The organism is Streptomyces sp. NPDC090445 (assembly GCF_044769385.1).
Lineage (GTDB): Bacteria > Actinomycetota > Actinomycetes > Streptomycetales > Streptomycetaceae > Streptomyces.
Genome location: NZ_JBIVXV010000008.1, coordinates 1 through 23,887 on the forward strand (window position 1 = coordinate 1; position 23,887 = coordinate 23,887).

Sequence of the window (23,887 nt, forward strand, 5' to 3'; positions counted from 1 at the left end):
GAACACCCCGATCCCCAACGCGGAGATCACCTTTACCATCACCACAGCCACCGACCGAACACGACGATGGCGAACCTAAACTTCCCGGTATTGGGGCAAGACCGACGCCCGCGACGCCTACGTGATCGCGGATCAGGCCAGGATGCGCCGCGACCTGCGACCCATCCGCCCCGGCGACGAAGCCGCCGTCGAGCTCAAACTGCTGACCGGACGTCGTGCCGACTTGGTCGAGGACCGGACCCGCGTCGTGAACCGCCTGCGGAGCACCCTGCTGGGCATGTTCCCGGCCCTGGAACGGGCCCTGGAGGTCACCAACACCGGCCCGCTCAAGCTGCTGACCGGTTATCAGACCCCGGCCGCAATCCGTCGGACGGGGGTCACGCGGCTGACGACGTGGCTGGCCAACCGCAAGGTCCGCGGCGCCAGAGCCCTGGCCGAAGCGGCGGTCGAGGCCGCCGGACGCCAGCACACCGCCGTCCCCGGGGAGAAGACCATCGCGAAGCTGGTCCACACCTTGGCCGAGGAGGTGATGGCCCTCAACGAGCAGATCTCCGAGATCGACAAGCTCATCGAGGGACGGTTTCGCGAGCACGAGCTCGCCGACATCATCCTGAGCGTCCCCGGCATCGGCGCGACCCTCGGAGCCGAGTTCCTCGCCGCCGTCGGCGGCGGCCTGAACGAGTTCGACTCCGCGGACGCTCTGGCGGCCTTCGCCGGCGTCGCCCCGGCACCGAGGGATTCGGGCAAGGTCAGCGGCAACCTTCACCGGCCGGCCGCCTACCACCGAAGACTCCAGCGCGTCTTCTACACCTCCGCGCTGGTCAGCGTCCGGTGCGATCCGAACTCGCGGAAGTTCTACGACCGCAAACGCGCCGAAGGCAAGAAGCATGTCCAGGCCGTGCTCGCTCTCGCCCGGCGACGCGTCAACGTCATCTGGGCCCTGATCCGTGACCGACGGTGCTACCAAGTCACACCTCCAGTGACTGCGGCCGCTTGACAACAGCATTAGGAAGCGGGGGCGTCCCGGGGAGAGGCGCCGAAGGCCTTGACGGCCTGGTAGTAGGTCCAGGCGGTGCCGTCGCAGGAGGTCTTCTCGGCGCCCGAGTACGCCGCGCACACCCGCTTCAGGTCCGCGTGGAAGGCGTCGTCGATGCGGGACTTGTTGGCCGGGAAGGCGCCGGCCGCCTTGTGGTTGCGGTAGCCGAAGTCGTGGCGGGCGCACGCCGTCCGGAAGGGGAAGCCGAAGGGGTTGTCGGGCGAGGACGAGCAGTGGTCCGTCGACCAGTCGAAGCCGTACGCCGCCCAGCCGCCCTGGTTCGCGCGCGCCGCGACCCAGGCGTTGTGGCTGGTGGCGCTGGTCTGGGTCCAGCTGCTCAGCACCTGCGGCTTGTCGGCCGGCGCGGCGGACGCGGGCACCGCGAAGACGAGGACGCCGGCCGTGGCCGCAGCCGTGGAGGCGAGGACGGGAGCGAGACGGCGGCGCATGGATTCCTCCAGGACGGGAGTCGGGGGGAACCGCCCCGGGCAACTCCCGCAGCGGCGACGGGATCCCGGTTCGGAGCGGAGCGGGCCATATCGCCGATCCCCACGAGGCCTATAACGGGGCGCGCCGCCAGGGGTGTCGGGCGGGCCGGGTGCGGTAGCCGGACCAGTCCTCAGGTACGACCCGGCATCAGACCTCAGACAGAGCGGATGTTCGTCCTGCGGAGGGACGCGCGCCTCGGGCATCCTGCCGACACTGGGTCACATGAAGCGCCGTCCCCTCGCCATCGCCGCCGCCACCGCGGGAGTCCTCGCCACGGCCGCCTTCGCGCTGCCGCACCTCCCGCCCAACCCCGTGACCGATTCGATCAACGACCAGGTGTTCCAGGAGAAGAGCAGGCGGTACGCGACCGCTGCCGACGCCCACACCCGCAATGCGCACGCACCCGCGCCCGCGCCCGCCGGGCAGGCGCATGCCGCCCCGGCGTCCGGGTCGGCTGCGGCGCTGCCGTCGTGGGTGCCCAAGGACGCCACGGACATACGCATACGCGCGCGCCGCACCGGCGAGGCCCGTCTGATCCGCTTCACGCTGGGGGCGACCCCGCTGAACGGGCCGCAGTGCACCACCGGCGTGCCGAAGCGGCTGCACGGGCGGGTGCTGGACGCGCGGTGGTGGCCGCGCGGCACCCGGGCCGAGGAGCGGCCGGAGTGCCGGGACGTGCACCAGTACCAGGTGGCGGTGCGCGGCAAGCGCGTCTACGCCTGGACCGACGGGACCCTCTCGCCCGGGGCGAAGGCGCCCGCCCCGGCCGCCGTCGGCGCGGCGGCCCGCTAGCGGGTCAGGGCGTCAGAGCGGCCGCGGTGGCGCGGGCGAAGCCTTCCGGGTTGTCGAGCATGATGTTGTGCCCGCAGTCCGGGACGGGGACCACGGCGACGCCGGCGGCCTCCAGGGCCTCGGTCCCGGCGAGGGGGCCGTCGGCCTCGGGCAGCAGGAAGGTGCGCGGGACCTTCAGCTCCAGCAGGAGCTCCCGCATGGTCGGGGTCGTGCCCGCCGCGAGGTGGACGGCGGAGCGGTGCAGGGCGGTGCGGCCGGCCAGCCGCATCGTGGACCACCAGTGGGCGCCAGCCCGGTCGCGCACCTCGGCCCAGCCGCCGGCCAGGAACTCCTCCTCGGTGTAGGAGGCGATGCCGCTGCTGCCGCCGGTCCGGGGGACGACCGGGACGGGGTCCAGGTTGGCGTCGACGAGCACCAGCCGGGAGACCAGGCGGGGGTGCCGGTGGGCCAGCACGATGGCCACGGCTCCGCCCATGCTGTGGGCGATCAGCTCGGCGCCGGCGACACCGGCCGCGTCGAGGGCGGCGGCGAGGGTGTCGGCGTGCGCTTCGAGGGTGTAAGGGAAGTGCTCGGGGCGGTCGCTGTGCCCGTGCCCGAGCAGGTCGACCAGGAGGGAGCGCCGCCCGGCCAGCAGCGGGTGGACGGCGCTCGCCGTGAAGTAGGCGGGCGAGGTCGCCCCGAGCCCGTGCACGTACACCCGGGCGGGCTCGGCGCCGGGCAGTTCGACCCAGCGGATCCGGTCATCTTCCGGTGTGACGGCGGCACTTCGCACCCTGCGCTCCTTGATCTTCGGAAGGGGCGACCTTAACCGGGGCGGGGCGTGCCTCGTCTACCCTCGCAGGGTGAGGACGAAAGTGAAACGGCTCGGTGGGGACGTGCCGCCCCTCGGCGAGCGGCCCGCGGGAGCGGCCGTGGCGGTCTGGTCCCTCGACACCGCCCTCGGGGTGGTCGGCGGGCACAGCGTCGAGGAGGCGCTGTCCGTCCTGGACGCGGGGGAACGGGACCGCAGCGCCCGGTTCGTGCGGCCCGACGACCGCCGCCGGTACCTCGCCTCGCACGTGGGGCTGCGGGTGCTGCTCGGCGGCTATCTGGGGCTGGCCCCGGACAAGGTGGCCCTGGTCCGGGAGGAGTGCCCGTGCTGCGGCGCCCCGCACGGGCGGCCGGCGGTGGCCGGCGGCGGCCTGCACTTCTCGCTCTCGCACAGCGACGACCTGGCCTACCTGGCCTTCGCCGCGGTGCCCGTCGGCGTCGACGTCGAGCGGTACCCGAGCGCCGGGGCGGTGGCCGACATCCTGGGCGCCCTGCACCCGGCGGAGACCGCGGAGCTGGCCGCCGCGCCCGAGGCGGACCGGCGGGGGCTGCTGGCCCGGCTGTGGGCCCGCAAGGAGGCCTGCCTCAAGGGCACGGGCGCCGGGCTGGCCCGCGGGGTGGCCGAGCCGTACGTGGGCAGCGGCCCCGACCCGGCGGAGGTCGCGGGCTGGCACCTGGCGGACCTCCCCGCCCCGGCCGCGTACGCGGCAGCCGTCGCCGTCGCCATCGCCGTCCACAAGCCCACCTGACACCCCCTGCCCCGGCAGCCCACCCGGCCGTACGGGCGGGGGCCACGCCCGGCCGCACGGGCGGGGGCCACGCCCGGCCGCACGGGCGGGGGCCACGCCCGGCCGCACGGGCGGGGGCCACGCCCGGCCGCACGGGCGGGGCCGCGCACAGCCGCACGGGCGGGGCCGCGCACAGCCGCACGATCCGGAGTGCCGCGCACGGCCTGTACCGGCGGGGCCGCGCATGGCCTGTGCGGGCCGAAGGGTCGGCGTCACTGCCGTGGGCGGGCGGCGTGTTCGCGTCCGGCAGGTGGTCGCCACGCCGCGGCGGCGTCAACGGCGCCGTTCCCCACGGCGGCCGTTATCGTGACCGCCATGGACATCCGCCCCGCGCGTACCGTCGCCGAACTCCAGGCCGCGGAGGGCCTCTTCGACGGCCCCGTCCGCCTGGACTGGTCCGAGCGCTTCCTCTCCTCGCCGGAACACCTGATGCTGATCGCGTACGTCGACGACGTGCCCGCCGGCATGGTCACCGGGGTCGAGATGAGCCATCCCGACAAGGGCACCGAGATGTGCCTGTACGAGCTGTCCGTCGACGAAGGCTACCGTCGGCGCGGCATCGGCCGGGCCCTGACCGAGGCGCTCGCCGACGAGGCCAAGGCGCGCGGCTGCTACGGCATGTGGGTGGGCGTCGACACCGGCAACGAGGCCGCCCTGGCCACCTACTCGGCCGCCGGGGGCCGCGACGAGGGCGTCTTCGCCATGCGCGGCTGGCCGCTGTCGGGCTGACTCCCCCGGCGGCGTGTCGTGCCGCCAGTCGGCGCACCCTCCGCGCGCCCGCACCCCGCCTGGCCGAGCATCGGCGCATGACCGCATTCACCGCCCTGCTCCCGGCCGCCGCCCTGCTGGCGGCGGCCACCGTCCTGCCCCCGCACCCCCCGGCCGCGGCCGCCTCCGCCCGCCCGGAAGCCGCCACCGCCGCCTACGTCGTGGCCCTCAAGGACAGCACCCCCCGCGCCCCGGCCGCCCGCGCCCTGGCCGCCGAGGCCGCGGACGCCGGCGACGAGGTCGGGGCCGTGTACGACACCGCGCTCAGCGGTTTCTCGGTGCGCACCACCGCCGCGCGGGCCGCCGCCCTGGCGGCCGATCCCCGGGTGGCCTCGGTGGAGCCGGATGCCGAGTTCCGGATCACCGGGACGCAGAGCCCGGCGCCCTGGACGCTGGACCGGATCGACCAGCCGGACCTGCCGCTGAACGGCTCGTACACGTACCGCGGCACGGGCCGGGGCGTCACGGCGTACGTCGTGGACAGCGGGATCAACACGCTCCACGAGGAGTTCGGCGGCCGGGCCCGCACCGGCTACAACGGGGTCTTCCTGGAGGGCTCGGCCGACTGCAACGGCCACGGCACGCATGTCGCGGGAACGCTGGGCGGGTCGGTGTACGGGGTCGCGAAGGAGGTCTCCCTGGTCGCGGTGAAGGTCGCCGACTGCCGCGGATCGGCGACCCTGTCGTCCATCCTCGGCGGTCTGGAGTGGCTGGTGAAGGACGCCGCGAAGGCCCCGTCGACCCCTGCCGTCGCCAACATGAGCATGGGCGGAACCCGCAGCTACGCCCTCGATGCGGCCGTCGCCCGGGCGGTGTCCGCCGGGATCACCTTCACCGCGGCCGCCGGGAACTCCGCCGCGAACGCCTGCGCCGGCTCCCCCTCGGGTGCCCGCGCCGCCCTGACCGTGGGGGCGACCGACTCCGCCGACCGCTGGGCCTCGTTCTCCGACTACGGCTCGTGCGTGGACCTCTCCGCGCCCGGCGTGTCCGTGGTCTCCGCCTGGAAGGGCTCCACCACCGCGCTCGCCAGCGCCTCCGGCACTTCCATGGCCGCCCCGCTCGTGGCCGGCGCCGCCGCGCTGCTCCTGGCGGAGGGGCTCGCGGGCGGCACGGTGAAGACCCCGGCCGCGGTGTCCGACGCGCTGCTGCGGGACGCCGTGCGCGGCCGGATCACGGGGGCTCCGGCCGCCACTTCCGACCGGCTGCTCCGCGTCCCGGCGGCCGGGTGAGCCGACGCGGACAACACGGCAGCACCGCAGCACCACAACACGGCAGCACGGCAGCACGGCAGCACGGCACCGAATCTGATGAGACATCAATTTCTGTGTGTTTCGGGCGAAAGCAAGTCATTGACTTCTCATGACCGCGACGCGTCAATGTCGGCCACCGCACCGGCTCGGCCTCCTCCCCACAGCGGGTGGGGGGAGGGGTTCGTCTGACGAAGGAGTCGCGACCCAGTGAGTACAACGTTCCGACGAAGAGTGCTGGCCGGGGTGGGCGCGCTGTCCCTGGCGCTGACGGGCGGCGTGGTGGGCCTGACCGGCACGGCGCAGGCGGCGACCACGACCACCCCCGTCTTCGAGAACTGCGACGCCCCGGCGCCGCAGCCGGACGGCTCGGGCACCCAGAACTACACGGTCACCCTGCCCGACACCGCCAAGGCGGGCGATGTCGTACCGATCACCATCGACCCGGGTGCGAGCCCGCTGATCCCGGGCTTCTCCGTGACGACGGTGAACACCACCAAGATCACTCTGAAGGTCGGGGCGACCACGCAGGTGGTCACCAGTCCGCCCGAGACCGTCAGCGTCGTGGCCGGCACCCCGCTCGACCCGAAGCCGTTCTCCGGCACCATCCGGATTCCCGACGGCACCGAGGGCACCTCGGTCGACGTCAGGCTCGACCTGGCCGTCACGGACGCGGACCTGAGCGGCTCGGTCTTCACCACGACCTGCACCCCGGCTCCCCGGCCGAGCGCCGCCCTCGGCTCGGTCGCCGTCGAGGCCCTGCCCAAGGACCCGGTCACCACCAGGCTGACGCCGAACAGCGGCAAGGCCGGCACCGCGGTCGTCGTGAACGGCGCCAACCTCCCGGCGGGCCCGGTCACCTGCTCCGCGCTGCTGGCGGGCGCGGCGACCGGTGACACCGGCACCGGTACGGCGGACGCGTCCGGCGCGGCGGCCTGCACCGTCACCGTCACCAAGAAGGCCGACGCCATCCGGATCGACGGCTCGGTCGCGCCGTACAAGGCCTTCGTGTTCCTGGAGGAGCAGGCGGGCGTGAAGAACCCGATCGACATCGAGGTCCTGCCCGGTGGGCTCGCGCTCGGCCCCAAGGACGGGCAGCCGGCCGTCTCCTTCCCCTCCGTCACCATCAACGGCACGTCCCAGTCGGTCGTCGGCGTCTTCAATGCCGCCACCGTCCAGGACTTCCGCGGCGGCACGCTCGGCTGGGACGTGACGGCGACCCGTACGCCGTTCCTGAACCAGGCGACCGGCCACGCGATGGCGAAGGCGCAGCTCGGCATCCAGCCGTCCTGCACCGTGACGAACCCGGACAGTCCGAGCGCGTGCACCGCGGGCACACCGGGCGCGATCACCGACACGCCGATGAAGGTGGCCTCGCAGGCGGCCGGCGGGGACGAGCTGACCGGCGGTGAGTTCGCCGTCGGCGGCGCCGGGATGATCCAGCTCCCGCCGTTCATGTTCGCCGACACCTACCAGACGGTCGTCACCTTCTCGATCGCCTGACCGGATCCTGCCGGCCGGGCCCCGGGGTGGTGCGGTGCGCGAAGCGCCGCACCACCCCTCGCATCTCGTATCCGACGCCGACGCCGCCGCCGACGGGAGAGCCCATGCGCCGCCGCACCCGCACGACCCCACCCGGCCCACCCGTGCCGTCCCGCCCGTCCTTCCCGTCCTTCCCGTCCCTCCCGTCCCTCCCGTCCCTCCCGTCCCGCCCGTTCCTCGGCCTGCTGGTCCTGCTCGCGGCACTGCTCCTGCCCGGCGCCCGCCCCCACCCGGCCGCGGCCGCGGACAACGGCACCTGGGGGGTGTTCCCCACCCCTCCGGCCGGCGCCGCGGTGACCGACCGGGCCTACTTCTTCCACCAGGGGGCGGCGGGCACCACCGTCAGCGACAGCGTGACGGTCGTGAACTCCTCCGACCGGGAGCGGACGTTCCGGGTCTTCGCCACCGACGCCGTGAACACCCCGGCCGGCGGGGCCTTCGCCCTGCTGCCGGTGGACCGCACCCCGCAGGACGTCGGTGCGTGGGTCGCGCTGGCGCCGCAGGCCGCGGGCACCGTGACCCTGCCGGCCAAGGGCCGCCTGGACATCCCGTTCACGGTGCGGGTGCCGCAGGACGCGGCCCCGGGCGACCACGTCGGCGGGATCGCCGCCCTCGGCACCGAGGTGGAGGGCGTCCGGCAGGACGGCAAGGTGCAGGTCGGGGTCAAGCGGCAGGTCGGCGCCCGGCTGTACTTCCGCGTCCCGGGTCCGCTGGCGCCCGGGCTGAGCGTGGAGGACGTACGGGTGCGGCGGTCCGCGCCGCTGCTGCCGTGGGTGCGCGAGGCCCGCGCCACGGTCTCGTACGCCCTGGTCAACCGCGGCAACGTGGTGGTCGAGCCGCGGGTGGCGGTCAGGGCCGAGGGGCTGTTCGGCCGCACCGTGCTGGACCGGCCGGCCCGCGAGCAGCGGCTGATGCTGCTGCCGGGGCAGAGGATCGAGCTGGCGGAGCCCTGGCCGGACGCGCCGCAGTCGGACCGGGTCACCGTACGGGTCTCCGCGGGGGCGGCGGCCTACCCGGACCTGGCCGCGGAGTCCGCCGTACGGTTCACCGCCGTACCGTGGCCGGCGCTCGCCGCCCTCCTGCTCCTCGCGGCCGCGGCCGCCACCGCCCGCGTCCTGCACCGCCGCCGCCGTACGCCCGCCCCGGACAAGGACCCCGCCCCCGACCCCGACCCCGCCCCCGCCCCGGGCCTGGCCCCGGCCCCCTGAACCGCGGAAACCCCCGGCCGTGAGGGCGGCCGGGGGTTTCGCGGGCGGCGGGTTCCGTCGGCGGGCGGGTGTCAGGGAACCGCCCGCCGGCGGGTCAGTGGTTGCGGGGGAAGCCGAGGTCCACGCCCGCCGGGGCCTCGGACGGGTCGGGCCAGCGGGTCGTGACGACCTTGCCCCGGGTGTAGAAGTGGATGCCGTCGTTGCCGTAGATGTGGTGGTCGCCGAAGAGGGAGTCCTTCCAGCCGCCGAAGGAGTGGTAGCCCACCGGCACCGGGATCGGCACGTTGACGCCGACCATGCCCGCCTGGATCTCCAGCTGGAAGCGGCGGGCGGCGCCGCCGTCCCGGGTGAAGATCGCGGTGCCGTTGCCGAACGGCGAGGCGTTGATGAGGGCCACGCCCTCCTCGTAGGTCTCGGCGCGCAGGACGCACAGCACCGGGCCGAAGATCTCGTCGCGGTAGGCGTCGGAGTCGGTGCGGACGTGGTCGAGCAGGGACAGGCCGATCCAGTGGCCGTTCTCGTAGCCGTCGACCGTGTACCCGGTGCCGTCGAGGACGACCTCGGCGCCCTGGTCGGCGGCGCCCTTGACGTACGAGGCGACCTTGTCGCGGTGGGCGGCCGTGATCAGCGGGCCCATCTCGGACGTGGGGTCGTTGCCCGGGCCGATCTTGATCTTCTCGGCGCGTTCGCGGATCTTCTCGACGAGGGCGTCGCCGATGGAGCCGACGGCCACGACCGCGGAGATCGCCATGCAGCGCTCGCCGGCCGAGCCGTAGGCCGCCGAGACCGCGGCGTCGGCGGCGGCGTCCAGGTCGGCGTCGGGCAGCACCAGCATGTGGTTCTTGGCGCCGCCCAGGGCCTGGACGCGCTTGCCGTTGGCGGCGGCGGTGGTGTGGATGTAGCGGGCGATGGGGGTGGATCCGACGAAGGAGACGGCCACCACGTCCGGGTGCCCGAGCAGGGCGTCGACGGCGACCTTGTCGCCGTGCACCACGTTCAGCACGCCGTCCGGCAGGCCGGCCTCCTTGGCCAGCTCGGCCAGCCTGTTCGCGGCCGACGGGTCCTTCTCGCTGGGCTTGAGGACGAAGGTGTTGCCGCAGGCGACGGCCAGCGGGAACATCCACATCGGCACCATCGCCGGGAAGTTGAACGGGGTGATGCCCGCGACGACGCCGAGCGGCTGGCGGATCGCGGCGACGTCGACGCGGTTCGACACGGACGTCGACAGCTCGCCCTTGAGCTGCGTGGTGATCCCGCAGGCCAGCTCGACGATCTCCAGGCCGCGCGCGACCTCGCCGAGGGCGTCCGAGTGGACCTTGCCGTGCTCGGCGGTGATCAGTTCGGCGATCTCGTCGCGGTGCGCGTCGAGCAGGGCGCGGTAGGCGAAGAGCACCTTGGTGCGGGCGGCCAGCGAGGACTGGCCCCACGTCTGGAAGGCCTCCTTGGCGGTCCGTACGGCCGCGTCGACCTCCGCGGTGGAGGCGAGGGCGACCTGGGTGGTGACCTCGCCGGTGGCCGGGTCGGTGACCGGGCCGTAGTTGCCCGACGCGCCCTCGACGGTCTTGCCACCGATCCAGTGGTTGACGGTCTTCATTGCCTTTGCTCCTTCACAGATGGCGACGTCGCTGAGCGGCTTGCCGGTCGTACTCCTCGCGGGCCCTGACCGCTGCCGTACGGGTCGCGGTCTCGGCCACAGGAACATCCCACCACGCCTGTGCCGGGGGCGGGCCCGACACAGTGTCGGGTGTTCGGGTCTGTGCGTAGACACATGTGGGACGGTCGGCCTCTCGCGCCTCGGCGAGGGCTTTGCGCAGGTCACCGATGGTGTGGGTGCGGATCACGGCCATGCCGAGGGAGGCGGCGTTGGCCGCCAGGTCCACCGGCAGGGGCGGTCCGGTGTACGAGCCGTCGCCCGCCCGGAAGCGGTACGCGGTGCCGAACCCCTCGCCGCCGACGGCGTCGGAGAGGCCGCCGATGGAGGCGTAGCCGTGGTTGTCGAGGATCACCACCTTGATCGGAACGCCCTCCTGCACCGCGGTGACGATCTCGGTGGGGTTCATCAGGTACGAGCCGTCGCCGACGAGCGCCCACACCGGCCGGCCGGGGTCGGCGAGGGCGACGCCGAGGGCGGCCGGGATCTCGTATCCCATGCAGGAGTAGCCGTACTCGACGTGGTACTGGTCCGGGGAGCGGGCCCGCCAGAGCCTGTGCAGGTCGCCGGGGAGCGACCCGGCCGCGCTGATGATCACGTCGGTGTCGTCGACCAGGGCGTCGAGGGCTCCGAGGACCTGGGCCTGGGTGGGGCGGGCGGTGTCGTCGGGGGCGTGGAAGGCCTGGTCGACGAGGGCCTCCCAGTAGGTCTTGGCCTTGCGGTACGTCTGCTCGTACGCGGGGTCCACCCGGTGGCCGGCCAGCTCGGCGCGCAGGGCGTCGAGGCTTTCGCGGGCGTCGCCGACCAGGGGCAGGGCGGCCTGTTTGTGTGCGTCGTACGGGTCGAGGTTGAGGCCGAGGAAGCGGACCCCGGGGTCCCGGAAGAGGGTGGAGGAGGCGGTGGTGAAGTCGGTCAGCCGGGTGCCGGCGGCGATGACCAGGTCGGCGGCGCGGGCCAGGTCGTCGGCGGTGGCGGTGCCGGTGTGGCCGACGGCCCCCACCTCGGCGGGGTGGTCGTGGCGCAGCGCGCCCTTGCCGGCCTGGGTGGCGGCGACGGGGATGCCGGTGGCCTCGGCGAAGTCGCGCAGGGCGTCCTCGGCGGCGCTGTGGTGGATGCCGCCGCCGGCGATCAGCAGGGGCCGGCGGGCGGCGCGGACGGCCTCGGCGGCGGCCCGCAGCTCGGCGGTCCCGGGCCGGGGCCGGCGTACGGTCCACACCCGTTCGGCGAAGAACTCCTCGGGCCAGTCGTGGGCCTCGGTCTGGACGTCCTGCGGCAGGGCGAGGGTGACGGCGCCGGTCTGCACGGGGTCGGCGAGGACCCGCATGGCCTGGAGGGCGGCCGGGACGAGGGCCTCGGGGCGGGTGATCCGGTCGAAGTGGCGGGAGACCGGCCGCAGGGTGTCGTTGACGGACACGTCGCCCGCGTAGGGCACTTCGAGCTGCTGGAGGACGGGGTCGGCGGGACGGGTGGCGAAGGTGTCGCCGGGCAGCAGGAGGACGGGGATCCGGTTGATGGTGGCGAGGGCGGCGCCGGTGACCAGGTTGGTGGCGCCCGGACCGATGGAGGTGGTGACGGCGTGCGCGGAGAGCCGGCCGCTCTGGCGGGCGTAGCCGACGGCGGCGTGCACCATGGCCTGCTCGTTGCGGCCCTGGAGGAAGGGCATGTCCGGTCGGCCGGTCTCCAGGAGGGCCTGTCCGATGCCGGCGACGTTCCCGTGTCCGAAGATCCCCCAGGTCGCCGCGACCAGTCGGCGGCGGCGGCCGTCCCGCTCGGTGTACTGGCGGGTGAGGAAGCGGACGAGGGCCTGGGCGACGGTGAGCCTCATCGGGTCTCGTCCTCCGCTCGGTGGAAGGGCAGCCGGGGGTCCACGTCCTGGCCGGGCCAGGTGTCCCGGATCCAGGCGTGATCGGGGTGGTCGCGGATCAGCCACTCCCGTGCCCGGTCCGGTCCCGCCATCACGTTGAGGTAGTACATGTCGTGTCCGGGGGCGGCGATGGACGGCCCGTGCCAGCCGTCCGGGATGAGGACGGCGTCGCCGGTCCGCACCTCGGCGAGGATGTCGGTCTTCCCGGCCGGGGAGGGGCTGACACGCTGGTATCCGAGTCCGGGCGTGTCGCCGTGCGGGGCGATCTCGTAGTAGTAGACCTCCTCCAGGCGGGACTCCCGGCCGGGGTCGTGCTCGTCGTGCTTGTGCGGCGGGTACGAGGACCAGTTCCCGCCGGGGGTGATCACCTCGACCGCGATGAGCCGGTCGCAGTCGAAGGCGTCGGCGGCGGCGAAGTTGTTGACCTGGCGGGAGCAGGCGCCCGCGCCGCGCAGCTCGACGGGGACGTCGGCGGCCGGACCGTACCGGGGTGGCAGCGCCCGCTCGCAGACGGCGCCGGCGAGCGCAAACCGGCCTCCCTCCGGAGCGGTGATGCTGCTGTGGCTGCCGCGCGGCAGGTAGGCGAAGTCGCTGACCGCGTCGAAGACGGATGCGCGGCCGCGCAGTGCGAAGGTCACCGCGCCGTCCGCCGCCGCCTCCCCTGCAGCGCCGTCCACCGCCCCGCCCCCGGCTGCCGCCAGGGGCACCCCCGGGTCCTCGAACGCCGGACGGGCTGCATCGGATCCAGCCCCGCCGGCGTGTGAGGCGCGGAGGTTCGGGGGCGGAGCCCCCGGGGTGTGTCCCGGTGTGCAGGTGACCACCGCCGGGCCCTGGAGCGGAAGCACGATCCACTCGCACTCCCCCGCCTCGTGCGCGTACGTCTCGCCGGGGTCGAGGGTCAGGACGCGCAGCCGGGCGTGCGGCAGCGCGTGGTCGGCCACGGCCGTCACGCCAGCACCTCCTCGATCTCGGCGGGGAACGGCATCGCCGACGAGCAGGCCAGCCGGGAGGCGACGATCGCCCCGGCCGCGTTCGCGTACCGCAGCACGCGCGGCAGGTCCCAGCCCGCCAGCAGGCCGTGGCACAGGGCGCCGCCGAAGGCGTCGCCCGCGCCCAGCCCGTTGACCACCTCCACCTCCAGGGGGGCGGCCTCGGCGACGGTCCCGTCGCGGTGCACGGCCAGGACGCCTTCGGGGCCCCGCTTGACCACGGCCAGCTCGACCCCGGCCGCCAGCAGCGCCCGCGCCGCCGCGTGCGGGTCGGACTCGCCGGTCGCGACCTCGCACTCCTGCGTGTTGCCGACGGCCACCGTGGCCAGGCCCAGGGCCTGCGCGTAGGGCTTCGCCGGGTCCTCCTCCCACAGCATCGGCCGCCAGTCCAGGTCGAAGACGGTGATCCCGGCCTTGCCCCGGGCTTCGAGCGCGGCCAGCGTGGCGGCCCGGCTCGGCTGGGCGCTCAGGCCCGTTCCCGTCATCCAGAACACCCGCGCCGCCCGCAGTGCGGCCGGGTCGAGCTCGTCGGGCCCGATCTCCAGGTCCGGCGCCTTCGGCAGGCGGTAGAAGTACAGGGGGAAGCGGTCCGGCGGGAACATCTCGCAGAACGTCAGGGGGGTGGGGTACGCGGCCACTTCGGCGACCCAGCGGTCGTCGACCCCGAACCGCCGCAGTTCGGCCCGCAGGTATTCCCCGAACGGGTCCGCGCCGGTCCTGCTGATCAGCGCGGTGCGCCGGCCCAGCCGGGCCGCGGCGACGGCCACGTTGGCGGGCGAGCCGCCGAGGAACTTTCCGAAGGTGTCCGCCTCCGCGAGCGGTACGCCCGTTCTGAGCGGGTAGAGATCCACCCCGATCCGCCCCATGGTGATGAGGTCGAACACGACATCCTCCGCTGTGGTCACAGGCAAGTCCTCCCGCTCGTCTCGCACCCTAAGGTGGCCGTCATGACGTCCTCCCCGTCCGCGTTGACCCGTATCCGCGTCGGTTCGGCTCCGGATTCGTGGGGTGTCTGGTTTCCCGACGATCCGCAGCAGACTCCGTGGGACCGCTTCCTCGACGAGGTCGCCGGGGCCGGGTACGAGTGGATCGAGCTCGGCCCGTACGGCTACCTCCCCACCGATCCCGCCCGCCTCGCCGACGAGACGGAAAGGCGGGGCCTGCGCGTCAGCGCGGGCACCGTGTTCACCGGACTCCATCACGGGCCCGCCGTGTGGGAGGAGACCTGGGAGCACGTGTCGCGGATCGCGGCGCTGACCCGGGCCATGGGCGCGGAGCACCTGGTCGTCATCCCCTCCTTCTGGCGGGACGACAAGACCGGCAAGGTGCTGGAGGACCGGGAGCTCAGTGCCGCGCAATGGCGTGAACTGGCCGCGCAGACCGAGCGGCTGGGCCGGGAGGTGCGGGACCGCCACGGGCTGCGGATCGTGGTCCACCCGCATGCCGACACGCACATCGACACCCCGGACAACGTGGCCCGCTTCCTGGACGCCACCGACCCGGACCTGGTCTCCCTCTGCCTGGACACCGGGCACTACGCGTACTGCGGCGGCGACAGCGTCCGGGCGATCGAGACGTTCGGCGAGCGGATCGGCTACCTGCACCTGAAGCAGGTCGACCCGCGGATCCTCGCCGAAGTCGTCGCGGAGCAACTGCCGTTCGGCCCGGCCGTGGCCCGGGGGGTGATGTGCGAGCCGCCGGCGGGGGTGCCCGCGCTGGAGCCGGTGCTCGCCGCCGCCCAGCGGCTCGGGGTGGACCTCTTCGCCATCGTGGAGCAGGACATGTACCCCTGCCCGCCCGACCGGCCGCTGCCGATCGCCCGCCGCACCCGCGCCTACCTGCGCTCCTGCGGCACCCGCTGACCACCTGACCACCTGACCACTGGCCTTCTGACTGCCGGCCGTCCGCCTGGAGGAGAAACCGCATGAGCACGCTCGGCATCGCCGTCATCGGGGTCGGGAAGATGGGCGCCGACCATGTCCGCCGGATCGGGCGGACGGTCGGCGGGGCCCGGGTCGCGGCCGTGGCCGACCCGGACGGGGACCGGGTCAAGGAGGTCACGGCCGGCCTGGACGGGGCGAGCGCCCACACGGACGCGGCGGCCGCGATCGCCGCGCCGGGGGTGCAGGCCGTCCTGATCGCCTCCCCCGGCGCCGCGCACGAGGAGGCCATCGGGCTCGCCCTGGAGCGGAGACTGCCGGTGCTGTGCGAGAAGCCGATGACCCCGGATACGGCGGGCGCGCTGCGGGTGATGGAGGCCGAGCAGCGGCTGGGCCGGCGCCTGGTCCAGGTGGGGTTCATGCGGCGGCACGACGCGGAGTACGAGGAGCTCAAGGAGCTGCTGGACACGGGCGGGATCGGCCGGCCGCTGTTCCTGCACTGCCGGCACCGCAATGCCGTCTCCCTGCCCTTCTTCACCGGCGACAGCCTGATCAACGACTCGCTGGTGCACGAGGTCGACGCGACCCGCTGGCTGCTGGGGCAGGAGATCACCGCGGTGTCGGTGTTCTCCCCACCCCCGACCTCGGCGGCCCCGGCGGAGCTGCAGGATCCCCGGTTCGTCCTGATGGAGACCTCCGGCGGGACCCTCGTCGACGTGGAGGTCTTCGTCAACTGCGGCTACGGCTACGAGGTCCGGTGCGAGGCGGTCGGCGAGGCGGGCAGCGCCTCCATCGGCGAGGTCCGGGCGATGACGCTCCGGCGGGCGGGGGCCCGGTACGACGCGATCCCGCAGGACTTCACCGTGCGCTTCGCCGACGCGTACGACCGCCAGCTGCGGCGGTGGGTGGCCGCGGCCGCGCGGGGCGGGCTGGCCGGACCCGACGCGTGGGACGGCTACGCCGCGGCAGCCGTCTGCGAGGCCGGGATCGCGGCCGGGCGCAGCGGTGTCCGGACCCCGGTGGAGCTGGTCGACCGGCCACCCCTCTACCGCTGACCGACGCCCCTGCCGCGCGCCGCCACGCACCGGCCTGGCGGCGGCCCCGGCGGATCCCCCGGGACGGGCCTGGCGGGGCGGCACGGGCCTCGTGGGGCGCGCCCCTGCCGGCCTACGGGTCTCATGGCGCAGCGGCCTGGTAGCGGCCCCTGGCGGAGCCCAGGGGCATTTCTGGATGCCCCACCTGCCACAGGGATCCCTCGCGGATCACACATGTCCGCATAGTGCGGTTTTTCCGTCACAGACATTCGACAGCCCCTCCCCTGCCCTCACGCTCCGTCGTTGTCCCGGCACAACCCGAGAGATCGTCTGTGTCCACGCGCCGGCTCCCCCCGACGGCCTCCCCGCCGACCCGCCGACCCGCCGTGTGGACGAGGAGGTGTCGTCGATGAGCGACGGACAGCTGTGGTCGTACAAGGAGATCGCCGCCCACATCCGGGTCCAGCCGGACTCGGTCCGCTCGTACCGCAAGAACGGGCTGCTCCCCGGGCCCGACCACATGGAGGGCGGCAAGCCCTACTGGCACGCCGACACGATCCGGGCCTGGGCGGCCCGCCGCCCCGGCAACCGGCGCCGCGACGCCTGACCCGGCAGCCGCCCCGGGCGGGATCGCCCGCCGGGCAGGACCACCTCCCGGCCGGGATCGCCTCCCGGCCGGGATCACCCACGGCGGGGTCCGCCGTGCCGGAAAACGCCGACACCCCTCGCATTCATACCCCCTGGGGGTATAGTCTCCGGGTGTCGGGAGGACCGTGGAGTGACAGCCCCCGCGCTGCCACCCCTTCCGGCAGCACCGGACGCACCTTCGAAGAGGAGAACGACATGACCGCCGAGACGGACACCCAGACCACCACCGTCTACCGGGTGACGGGCATGACCTGCGGCCACTGCGAGGGCGCGGTGACCACCGAGCTCTCCGCCCTGCCGGGCGTCGCCTCGGTCAAGGCCGTCGCCGCGACCGGCGAGGTCACCGTGGCCTCCGCGGCGCCGCTCGCCGACGAGGACGTCCGCGCCGCCGTGGACGAGGCCGGTTACGAGTTCACCGGCCGCGCCTGAGGCCTCCCGCCCTCCGCGGCAGCGCCTCCAGTACCTCCAGCACCTCCGCAGCACCCGACCGGGCCGTACCTCCAGCTGATACTGGACCGTACGGCCCGGATCCCCCTTGGAGCCGGATGATGAGCATGAGCACGAGTACGAGCAGCAGCACCGGCAGCAGCACGGTGCACGACGGACCCGTGGCGGCGGCCCCCGCCGACACCGCCCAGGTCGAGCTGACGATCGGCGGGATGACCTGCGCCTCCTGCGCGGCCCGCATCGAGAAGAAGCTCAACCGGATGGACGGCGTCAGCGCCACGGTGAACTACGCCACCGAGAAGGCCCGGGTCTCCTACGGCGCCGACACCACGGTGGCCGACCTGATCGCGACCGTCGTCAAGACCGGGTACACCGCCGAGGAGCCCCCGCCGCCGGCCCCGCTGCCCGAGGCCGGAGCGGAAGCGGAAGCCGAGGCGCCGAAGCGGCCGGCAGCGGACCCCGAGACGGCCGCGCTGCGCGAACGCCTGCTGGTCTCCGCCGCGCTCTCGCTGCCCGTCGTCCTGCTCGCCATGGTCCCGGCCCTCCAGTTCGACAACTGGCAGTGGCTCTCGCTGACGCTCGCCGCACCCGTGGTCGTCTGGGGCGCGCTGCCCTTCCACCGGGCCGCCTGGACCAACGCCCGGCACGGCGCCGCCACCATGGACACCCTGGTCTCCGTCGGCACCCTCGCCGCCTTCGCCTGGTCCCTGTGGGCCCTGCTCTTCGGCCACGCCGGCATGCCGGGCATGCGCCACGGCTTCGACTTCGGCATCTCCCGCACCGACGGCTCCTCCACCATCTACCTGGAGGTCGCCGCCGGCGTCGTCAGCTTCATCCTGCTCGGCCGCTACCTGGAGGCCCGTTCGAAGCGGAAGGCGGGCGCCGCGCTCAAGGCCCTGATGGAGCTCGGCGCGAAGGACGTCGCCGTGCTGCGCGACGGCCGCGAGGTGCGGATCCCGGTGAGCGCCCTCGCGGTCGGCGACCGGTTCGTCGTCCGCCCCGGCGAGAAGATCGCCACCGACGGCACCGTCGTCGAGGGCAGCTCCGCCGTGGACGCCTCCATGCTGACCGGCGAGTCGGTCCCGGTGGAGACCGGGGTCGGCGACTCCGTCACCGGCGCCACCGTCAACGCCTCCGGCCGCCTCGTCGTCGAGGCCACCCGGATCGGCGCCGACACCCAGCTGGCCCGCATGGCCAAGCTCGTCGAGGAGGCACAGAACGGCAAGGCCGAGGTGCAGCGGCTCGCCGACCGGATCTCCGGGATCTTCGTCCCCGTCGTCCTGCTCCTCGCCCTCGGCACCTGGGTCACCTGGCTGCTGATCACGAGCGACGCCACCGCCGCGTTCACCGCCGCGGTGGCCGTACTGATCATCGCCTGCCCCTGCGCCCTGGGCCTCGCCACCCCGACCGCGCTGATGGTCGGCACCGGGCGCGGCGCCCAGCTGGGCATCCTGATCAAGGGGCCCGAGGTGCTGGAGTCGACCCGCCGCGTCGACACCGTCGTCCTCGACAAGACCGGAACGGTCACCACGGGCCGGATGGCGCTGGCCGGCGTCCACCCCGCGGAGGGCACGGACGAGGCGGAGCTGCTGCGCCTCGCCGGCGCCCTGGAGCACGCCTCCGAGCACCCGATCGCGCGGGCCATCGCCGCCGGGGCGGCCGACCGCGTCGGCGTCCTGCCGGTCCCGGAGTCCTTCGAGAACCTCGCCGGCCTCGGCGTCCAGGGCGTCGTGGAGGGCCACGCGGTCCTGGTGGGCCGCCCCCGGCTGCTCGAAGACTGGTCGATCGCCCTGCCGGCCGCCCTCGCCGAGGCCAAGGCGGCCGCCGAGGCCGCGGGCAGCACCGCCGTCCTGGTGGCCTGGGACGGCGCGGCGCGCGGGGTCCTGACGGTGGCCGACGCGGTCAAGGAGACCAGCACGGAGGCTGTGTCCCGGCTGCGGGCACTCGGCCTCACGCCGGTCCTGCTGACCGGCGACAACAAGGCCGTGGCCGAGACGGTGGCCCGCGAGGTGGGCATCGACGAGGTGATCGCCGAGGTGCTCCCCCAGGACAAGGCCGACGTCGTACGCCGCCTGCAGGCCGAGGGGCGTACGGTCGCCATGGTCGGCGACGGCGTGAACGACGCGGCCGCGCTCGCCCAGGCCGACCTGGGCCTGGCCATGGGCACCGGTACGGACGCCGCCATCGAGGCGAGCGACCTCACCCTCGTCCGCGGGGACCTGCGGGTCGCGGCCGACGCGATCCGGCTCTCGCGCCGGACCCTCGGCACCATCAAGGGCAACCTGTTCTGGGCCTTCGGCTACAACGTGGCGGCGCTGCCGCTCGCCGCGGCCGGCCTGCTCAACCCGATGATCGCGGGGGCCGCGATGGCTTTCTCCTCGGTTTTCGTGGTGACGAACAGCCTGCGTCTGCGATCCTTTCGCTGAGGCGCCTCTCCTCACTCTGCGCACACTTCCTTCACAGGAGACGCAGATCACAGTGATGCCAACGTAACCATTGGGCCCCGCAGTGGGTCTAATGGGGCGATGCCGGAACGTCTTGGGGGACGTTCGACGGGGGTCTTGGGGGACATCCGTGGCATCGGCCGGCCGGGACGCGTGCTCAACGGGGTGCTTTGAGCGGCCCTCCCGACCCGTACGGGTCCCGGCAGACACCCGACCGGAGCGCACCCGGCCTGCGCTCCTCGCCGACACCCGGCTCGGATCCCGTGGGGGGAATCCGGCGCCGGGGAAAGGGAAAGCGCCCCGTCCGTCGACCCGTGGGGGGATCGACGGCGGGGCGCTTTCCGCTGTTCCGGGACCGGAAGCCGACCGGGTCGGCCGCCGTAGCGGGCCGGCCTCGCAGGGCCGGCCCGTCGGATCGGGGCCGCTGGGGTCAGCGGGCCTCGACCGGCACGAAGTCGCGCTCGACGACACCGGTGTAGATCTGGCGCGGGCGGCCGATGCGGGAACCCGGCTCCTTGATCATCTCGTGCCACTGGGCGATCCAGCCGGGCAGCCGGCCGAGCGCGAAGAGCACGGTGAACATCTCGGTCGGGAAGCCCATGGCGCGGTAGATCAGACCCGTGTAGAAGTCCACGTTCGGGTACAGGTTGCGCTGGACGAAGTAGTCGTCGGAGAGCGCGTGCTCTTCGAGCTTCAGGGCGATGTCGAGCAGCTCGTCGGACTTGCCGAGGGCCGAGAGGACATCGTGCGCCGCAGCCTTGATGATCTTCGCGCGGGGGTCGAAGCTCTTGTAGACGCGGTGGCCGAAGCCCATCAGGCGGACGCCGTCCTCCTTGTTCTTCACCTTGCGGATGAAGGAGTCCACGTCGCCGCCGTTGCGCTGGATGCCCTCCAGCATCTCCAGCACGGACTGGTTGGCGCCACCGTGCAGCGGGCCCCACAGGGCCGAGATGCCGGCGGAGATCGAGGCGAACATGTTCGCCTGCGAGGAGCCGACCAGGCGGACCGTGGAGGTGGAGCAGTTCTGCTCGTGGTCCGCGTGCAGGATCAGCAGCTTGTCGAGCGCGGAGACCACGACCGGGTCGAGCTCGTACTCCTGGGCCGGCACGGAGAAGGTCATGCGCAGGAAGTTCTCGACGTAGCCGAGGTCGTTGCGCGGGTAGACGACCGGGTGGCCGACCGACTTCTTGTACGCGTAGGCCGCGATCGTCGGCAGCTTGGCCAGCAGGCGGATCGTCGAGAGGTGGCGCTGCTTCTCGTCGAACGGGTTGTGGCTGTCCTGGTAGAACGTCGACAGCGCGCTGACCACGGAGGACAGCATGGCCATCGGGTGCGCGTCGCGCGGGAAGCCGTCGTAGAACCGCTTGACGTCCTCGTGCAGCAGGGTGTGCTGGGTGATCTCGTTGCGGAACGACGCGAGCTGGTCGACGGTCGGCAGCTCACCGTTGATCAGCAGGTAGGCGACCTCGATGAAGGTCGAGCGCTCCGCCAGCTGCTCGATCGGGTAGCCGCGGTAGCGCAGGATGCCCTGCTCACCGTCGAGGTAGGTGATCGCGGACTTGTAGGCGGCCGTGTTGCCGTAGCCGCTGTCCAAGGTGACGAGCCCCGTCTGGGCCCTCAGCTTCGCGATGTCGAAGCCCTGGTCACCGACGGTGCTCTCGACCACCGGGTAGGTGTATTCACCGTCCGCGTACCGGAGTACTACAGAGTTGTCGCTCACGTCATCCCTCACCGACGTAGTGCCTCTTCTTCGAGGTGCCCTGACTTCCTCTACCTTCCCCCATCTGGCGCAGGAGAGTGCACTCGGGGTCGGCCTAAGGCATTTTGGCGGCACTGAGTGCCGTCAACCTGCTTATCCTGCCCCCTCCGCGCCAAATGCGGAAACCCTAGGCCGTGTTTACCGCCGGTATGCGGCCGGACAGCCTAGGAGCGACCGCCGTGAACCTCCTGCCTGCGGAAACCGTACGCACCGCCTGGGCCAGGGCTTTGCGGGACCCGACCAGGACGACCAGCTTCTTCGCCCTCGTCACCGCCGTGTAGAGCAGGTTGCGCTGGAGCATCATCCAGGCCCCGGTGGTGACGGGGATCACGACCGCCGGGTATTCGCTCCCCTGGGACCGGTGGATGGTCACCGCGTACGCGTGTGCCAGCTCGTCCAGCTCGGAGAACTCGTACCCGACTTCCTCATCTTCCTCCGTCCGCACCGTCAGGCGCTGCTCGACCAGGTCAAGGGCGGTGACCACGCCGACCGTGCCGTTGAAGACGCCGTTCGCGCCCTTCTCGTAGTTGTTCCGGATCTGGGTGACCTTGTCGCCGACCCGGAAGACCCGGCCGCCGAACCGCTTCTCGGGCAGGTCCGGCCGGGCGGGGGTGATGGCCTGCTGGAGCAGGCCGTTGAGGTTCCCCGCGCCGGCCGGGCCGCGGTGCATGGGCGCGAGCACCTGCACGTCGCGGCGCGGGTCGAGGCCGAATCTGGCGGGGACGCGCCGCGCGGCCACGTCCACGGCCAGCCGTCCGGCCTCCTCGCCGTCCTCCTCGGGGAAGAGGAAGAAGTCCGGCAGGCCGTCGGTCAGGGGCGGCAGGCCGGTGTTGATCCGGTGGGCGTTGGTGACCACGCCCGACTGCTGGGCCTGGCGGAAGATCCGGGTCAGGCGGACCGCGGGCACGGGGCTGCCGTCCGCCAGTAGGTCGCGCAGCACCTCCCCGGCGCCGACCGAGGGCAGCTGGTCCACATCCCCGACCAGCAGCAGGTGGGCGCCCGGCGCCACCGCCTTGACCAGCTTGTTCGCCAGCAGCAGGTCCAGCATCGAGGCCTCGTCGACCACGACCAGGTCGGCGTCGAGCGGCCGGTCCCGGTCGTACGCGGCGTCCCCGCCCGGTTTGAGCTCCAGCAGCCGGTGCACGGTGGAGGCCTCGGCACCGGTGAGCTCCGAAAGCCGCTTGGCGGCGCGGCCGGTGGGCGCGGCGAGCACGACCTTGGCCTTCTTGGCCCGGGCCAGCTCGACGATCGAGCGCACGGTGAAGGACTTGCCGCAGCCGGGTCCGCCGGTGAGGACGGCGACCCTGCGGGTCAGCGCCAGCTTGACGGCCTCGCGCTGCTCGGGCGCCAGGTCGGCCCCGGTGCGCCCGGCCAGCCAGCCCAGGGCCTTCTCCCAGTCCACCTGCCGGAACGAGCCCATCCGGTCGTCCTCGGCGTTCAGCAGCCGGCGCAGCTGGCCCACCAGGGACAGCTCGGCCCGGTGGAAGGGCACCAGGTAGACGGCGGTGAGGTCCGGCCCGCCCTCCGGGTCGGGCACGGGTTCCCGTACGACGCCCTCCGGGTCGGCGGCGAGTTCGGCGAGGCATTCGATGACCAGCCCGGTGTCGACCTGGAGCATCTTGACCCCGTCGGCGATGAGCCGCTCCTCGGGGAGGAAGCAGTGGCCCTGGTCGGTGGACTGGGACAGGGCGTACTGGAGCCCGGCCTTGACCCGGTCGGGGCTGTCGTGCGGTATGCCGACGGCCTGCGCGATGCGGTCCGCGGTGAGGAAGCCGATGCCCCACACGTCGGCGGCGAGCCGGTAGGGCTGGTTCTTCACCACCGAGATGGAGGCGTCGGCGTACTTCTTGTAGATGCGCACCGCGATGGAGGTGGAGACGCCGACGCCCTGGAGGAAGACCATGACCTCCTTGATGGCCTTCTGCTCCTCCCAGGCGGCGCCGATCATCTTCGTCCGCTTGGGGCCGAGGCCGGGCACCTCGATGAGCCGCTTCGGCTCGTCCTCGATGACGTCGAGGGTGTCGGTGCCGAAGTGCTCCACGATCCGGTCGGCGATCCTCGGGCCGATGCCCTTGATCAGGCCGGATCCGAGGTAGCGGCGTATGCCCTGGATGGTGGCGGGGAGGATCGTGCTGTAGTTCTCCACGCTGAACTGCCGGCCGTACTGGGGGTGGGAGCCCCAGCGGCCCTCCATGCGCAGTGACTCGCCGGGCTGGGCGCCGAGCAGCGAGCCCACGACCGTGAGCAGGTCGCCGCTGCCGCGGCCGGTGTCGACCCGGGCGACCGTGTAGCCGTTCTCCTCGTTGGCGTAGGTGATGCGTTCGAGCACTCCCTCGACCACTGCCAGTTGCACCGCCCCGTTGGTTGTCATGGCACGAAGTTACCGTCAGCCTCGGACAGCCCGGCAGGCCTGTGGAAAACCACGCCGCATCGCGGAGGACGGGATCCGGAACACCAGAAAGGGGCCCGGCCTCCCCGGCCGGACCCCCTC

General features: G+C 73.3%; 19 protein-coding genes and 1 pseudogene. 12 read left to right on the top strand and 8 right to left on the bottom strand.

Going from position 1 to position 23,887, the window contains the following annotated elements; genetic code table 11:
* Nucleotides 1-94: 94 nt before the first annotated feature.
* A pseudogene (locus ACIQUT_RS18540) lies at nt 95-997 on the top strand (IS110 family transposase); the annotation flags it as partial.
* A gap of 8 nt (nt 998-1,005) precedes the next feature.
* Here the strand turns inward: ACIQUT_RS18540 and ACIQUT_RS18545 are convergent.
* A complete protein-coding gene (locus ACIQUT_RS18545) occupies nt 1,006-1,485 on the bottom strand; it encodes a phospholipase (RefSeq protein ID WP_403563985.1) in 480 nt (159 codons plus the stop codon).
* Between the two features lie 262 nt (nt 1,486-1,747).
* On the opposite strand from ACIQUT_RS18545, the gene ACIQUT_RS18550 reads away from it, so the two are divergent.
* Complete coding sequence (locus ACIQUT_RS18550; RefSeq protein WP_403563986.1) at nt 1,748-2,317, top strand: hypothetical protein; 570 nt, start codon at nt 1,748-1,750, stop codon at nt 2,315-2,317.
* Between the two features lie 4 nt (nt 2,318-2,321).
* Here ACIQUT_RS18550 and ACIQUT_RS18555 read toward each other — a convergent pair whose 3' ends face one another.
* The gene (locus ACIQUT_RS18555; protein ID WP_403563987.1) at nt 2,322-3,089 is read right to left on the bottom strand and encodes an alpha/beta fold hydrolase; all 768 of its coding nucleotides are present in this window, start codon (nt 3,087-3,089) and stop codon (nt 2,322-2,324) included.
* A gap of 70 nt (nt 3,090-3,159) precedes the next feature.
* Here ACIQUT_RS18555 and ACIQUT_RS18560 point away from each other — a divergent pair, with 70 nt between their 5' ends.
* The 5 genes from ACIQUT_RS18560 (at nt 3,160) to ACIQUT_RS18580 (ending at nt 8,680) form a co-directional block, all read left to right on the top strand.
* Nucleotides 3,160-3,876, top strand: coding sequence for a 4'-phosphopantetheinyl transferase family protein (locus ACIQUT_RS18560; RefSeq protein ID WP_403563988.1), 717 nt, complete (start codon nt 3,160-3,162; stop codon nt 3,874-3,876).
* 354 nt (nt 3,877-4,230) lie between these two features.
* Nucleotides 4,231-4,644, top strand: coding sequence for a GNAT family N-acetyltransferase (locus ACIQUT_RS18565; protein ID WP_403563989.1), 414 nt, complete (start codon nt 4,231-4,233; stop codon nt 4,642-4,644).
* Nucleotides 4,645-4,721: 77 nt separating this feature from the next.
* Nucleotides 4,722-5,912, top strand: a complete 1,191-nt coding sequence (locus ACIQUT_RS18570) for a S8 family peptidase (RefSeq protein WP_403563990.1) — start codon at nt 4,722-4,724, stop codon at nt 5,910-5,912.
* A gap of 228 nt (nt 5,913-6,140) precedes the next feature.
* Entirely contained in the window at nt 6,141-7,433 is a 1,293-nt protein-coding gene (locus ACIQUT_RS18575; RefSeq protein WP_403563991.1) for a hypothetical protein, read from the top strand.
* Nucleotides 7,434-7,537: 104 nt separating this feature from the next.
* The gene (locus tag ACIQUT_RS18580; protein ID WP_403563992.1) at nt 7,538-8,680 is read left to right on the top strand and encodes a WxL protein peptidoglycan domain-containing protein; all 1,143 of its coding nucleotides are present in this window, start codon (nt 7,538-7,540) and stop codon (nt 8,678-8,680) included.
* Nucleotides 8,681-8,774: 94 nt separating this feature from the next.
* Here ACIQUT_RS18580 and ACIQUT_RS18585 read toward each other — a convergent pair whose 3' ends face one another.
* From ACIQUT_RS18585 to iolC, 4 genes are read right to left on the bottom strand one after another with little or no spacing between them, the layout of a single operon-like run.
* Nucleotides 8,775-10,274: a CoA-acylating methylmalonate-semialdehyde dehydrogenase gene (locus ACIQUT_RS18585; protein WP_403563993.1), complete on the bottom strand. Its 1,500-nt coding sequence runs from the start codon at nt 10,272-10,274 to the stop codon at nt 8,775-8,777.
* 13 nt (nt 10,275-10,287) lie between these two features.
* A complete protein-coding gene (gene iolD / locus ACIQUT_RS18590) occupies nt 10,288-12,156 on the bottom strand; it encodes a 3D-(3,5/4)-trihydroxycyclohexane-1,2-dione acylhydrolase (decyclizing) (protein ID WP_403563994.1) in 1,869 nt (622 codons plus the stop codon).
* Nucleotides 12,153-13,145, bottom strand: a complete 993-nt coding sequence (gene iolB / locus ACIQUT_RS18595) for a 5-deoxy-glucuronate isomerase (protein ID WP_403563995.1) — start codon at nt 13,143-13,145, stop codon at nt 12,153-12,155. Before iolB ends, iolD begins: the two co-directional genes overlap by 4 nt.
* Entirely contained in the window at nt 13,142-14,089 is a 948-nt protein-coding gene (gene iolC / locus ACIQUT_RS18600; RefSeq protein WP_403563996.1) for a 5-dehydro-2-deoxygluconokinase, read from the bottom strand. Before iolC ends, iolB begins: the two co-directional genes overlap by 4 nt.
* Before the next feature lie 42 nt (nt 14,090-14,131).
* On the opposite strand from iolC, the gene ACIQUT_RS18605 reads away from it, so the two are divergent.
* The 5 genes from ACIQUT_RS18605 to ACIQUT_RS18625 all read left to right on the top strand — a co-directional run bounded on the left by ACIQUT_RS18605 (nt 14,132) and on the right by ACIQUT_RS18625 (nt 19,619).
* Entirely contained in the window at nt 14,132-15,046 is a 915-nt protein-coding gene (locus ACIQUT_RS18605) for a sugar phosphate isomerase/epimerase family protein (RefSeq protein WP_403563997.1), read from the top strand.
* A 62-nt stretch (nt 15,047-15,108) separates the two neighbouring features.
* Nucleotides 15,109-16,119 (top strand): Gfo/Idh/MocA family protein, encoded by a 1,011-nt coding sequence (locus ACIQUT_RS18610; RefSeq protein WP_403563998.1) that lies wholly within the window; start codon nt 15,109-15,111, stop codon nt 16,117-16,119.
* A 388-nt stretch (nt 16,120-16,507) separates the two neighbouring features.
* Entirely contained in the window at nt 16,508-16,705 is a 198-nt protein-coding gene (locus ACIQUT_RS18615; protein WP_403563999.1) for a helix-turn-helix transcriptional regulator, read from the top strand.
* Between the two features lie 236 nt (nt 16,706-16,941).
* The gene (locus tag ACIQUT_RS18620) at nt 16,942-17,175 is read left to right on the top strand and encodes a heavy-metal-associated domain-containing protein (RefSeq protein WP_403564000.1); all 234 of its coding nucleotides are present in this window, start codon (nt 16,942-16,944) and stop codon (nt 17,173-17,175) included.
* Between the two features lie 125 nt (nt 17,176-17,300).
* The gene (locus ACIQUT_RS18625; RefSeq protein WP_403564001.1) at nt 17,301-19,619 is read left to right on the top strand and encodes a heavy metal translocating P-type ATPase; all 2,319 of its coding nucleotides are present in this window, start codon (nt 17,301-17,303) and stop codon (nt 19,617-19,619) included.
* Between the two features lie 448 nt (nt 19,620-20,067).
* Here the strand turns inward: ACIQUT_RS18625 and ACIQUT_RS18630 are convergent, their stop codons facing one another.
* Together ACIQUT_RS18630 and ACIQUT_RS18635 are read right to left on the bottom strand one after the other, a co-directional pair.
* Entirely contained in the window at nt 20,068-21,357 is a 1,290-nt protein-coding gene (locus ACIQUT_RS18630; protein WP_403564002.1) for a citrate synthase, read from the bottom strand.
* 166 nt (nt 21,358-21,523) lie between these two features.
* Entirely contained in the window at nt 21,524-23,767 is a 2,244-nt protein-coding gene (locus ACIQUT_RS18635; RefSeq protein ID WP_403564003.1) for an ATP-dependent RecD-like DNA helicase, read from the bottom strand.
* Nucleotides 23,768-23,887: the final 120 nt, after the last annotated feature.

Bases quoted from the DNA above. Each gene is read 5' to 3' on its own strand.
- ACIQUT_RS18565 (WP_403563989.1), top strand. From the start codon at position 4,231: ATGGACATCCGCCCCGCGCGTACCGTCGCCGAACTCCAGGCCGCGGAG.
- ACIQUT_RS18585 (WP_403563993.1), bottom strand. From the start codon at position 10,274: ATGAAGACCGTCAACCACTGGATCGGTGGCAAGACCGTCGAGGGCGCG.
- iolD (WP_403563994.1), bottom strand. From the start codon at position 12,156: ATGAGGCTCACCGTCGCCCAGGCCCTCGTCCGCTTCCTCACCCGCCAG.
- ACIQUT_RS18580 (WP_403563992.1), top strand. From the start codon at position 7,538: ATGCGCCGCCGCACCCGCACGACCCCACCCGGCCCACCCGTGCCGTCC.
- ACIQUT_RS18620 (WP_403564000.1), top strand. From the start codon at position 16,942: ATGACCGCCGAGACGGACACCCAGACCACCACCGTCTACCGGGTGACG.
- ACIQUT_RS18570 (WP_403563990.1), top strand. From the start codon at position 4,722: ATGACCGCATTCACCGCCCTGCTCCCGGCCGCCGCCCTGCTGGCGGCG.
- ACIQUT_RS18610 (WP_403563998.1), top strand. From the start codon at position 15,109: ATGAGCACGCTCGGCATCGCCGTCATCGGGGTCGGGAAGATGGGCGCC.
- ACIQUT_RS18615 (WP_403563999.1), top strand. From the start codon at position 16,508: ATGAGCGACGGACAGCTGTGGTCGTACAAGGAGATCGCCGCCCACATC.
- ACIQUT_RS18635 (WP_403564003.1), bottom strand. From the start codon at position 23,767: ATGACAACCAACGGGGCGGTGCAACTGGCAGTGGTCGAGGGAGTGCTC.
- ACIQUT_RS18625 (WP_403564001.1), top strand. From the start codon at position 17,301: ATGAGCACGAGTACGAGCAGCAGCACCGGCAGCAGCACGGTGCACGAC.
- ACIQUT_RS18550 (WP_403563986.1), top strand. From the start codon at position 1,748: ATGAAGCGCCGTCCCCTCGCCATCGCCGCCGCCACCGCGGGAGTCCTC.
- ACIQUT_RS18605 (WP_403563997.1), top strand. From the start codon at position 14,132: ATGACGTCCTCCCCGTCCGCGTTGACCCGTATCCGCGTCGGTTCGGCT.
- ACIQUT_RS18545 (WP_403563985.1), bottom strand. From the start codon at position 1,485: ATGCGCCGCCGTCTCGCTCCCGTCCTCGCCTCCACGGCTGCGGCCACG.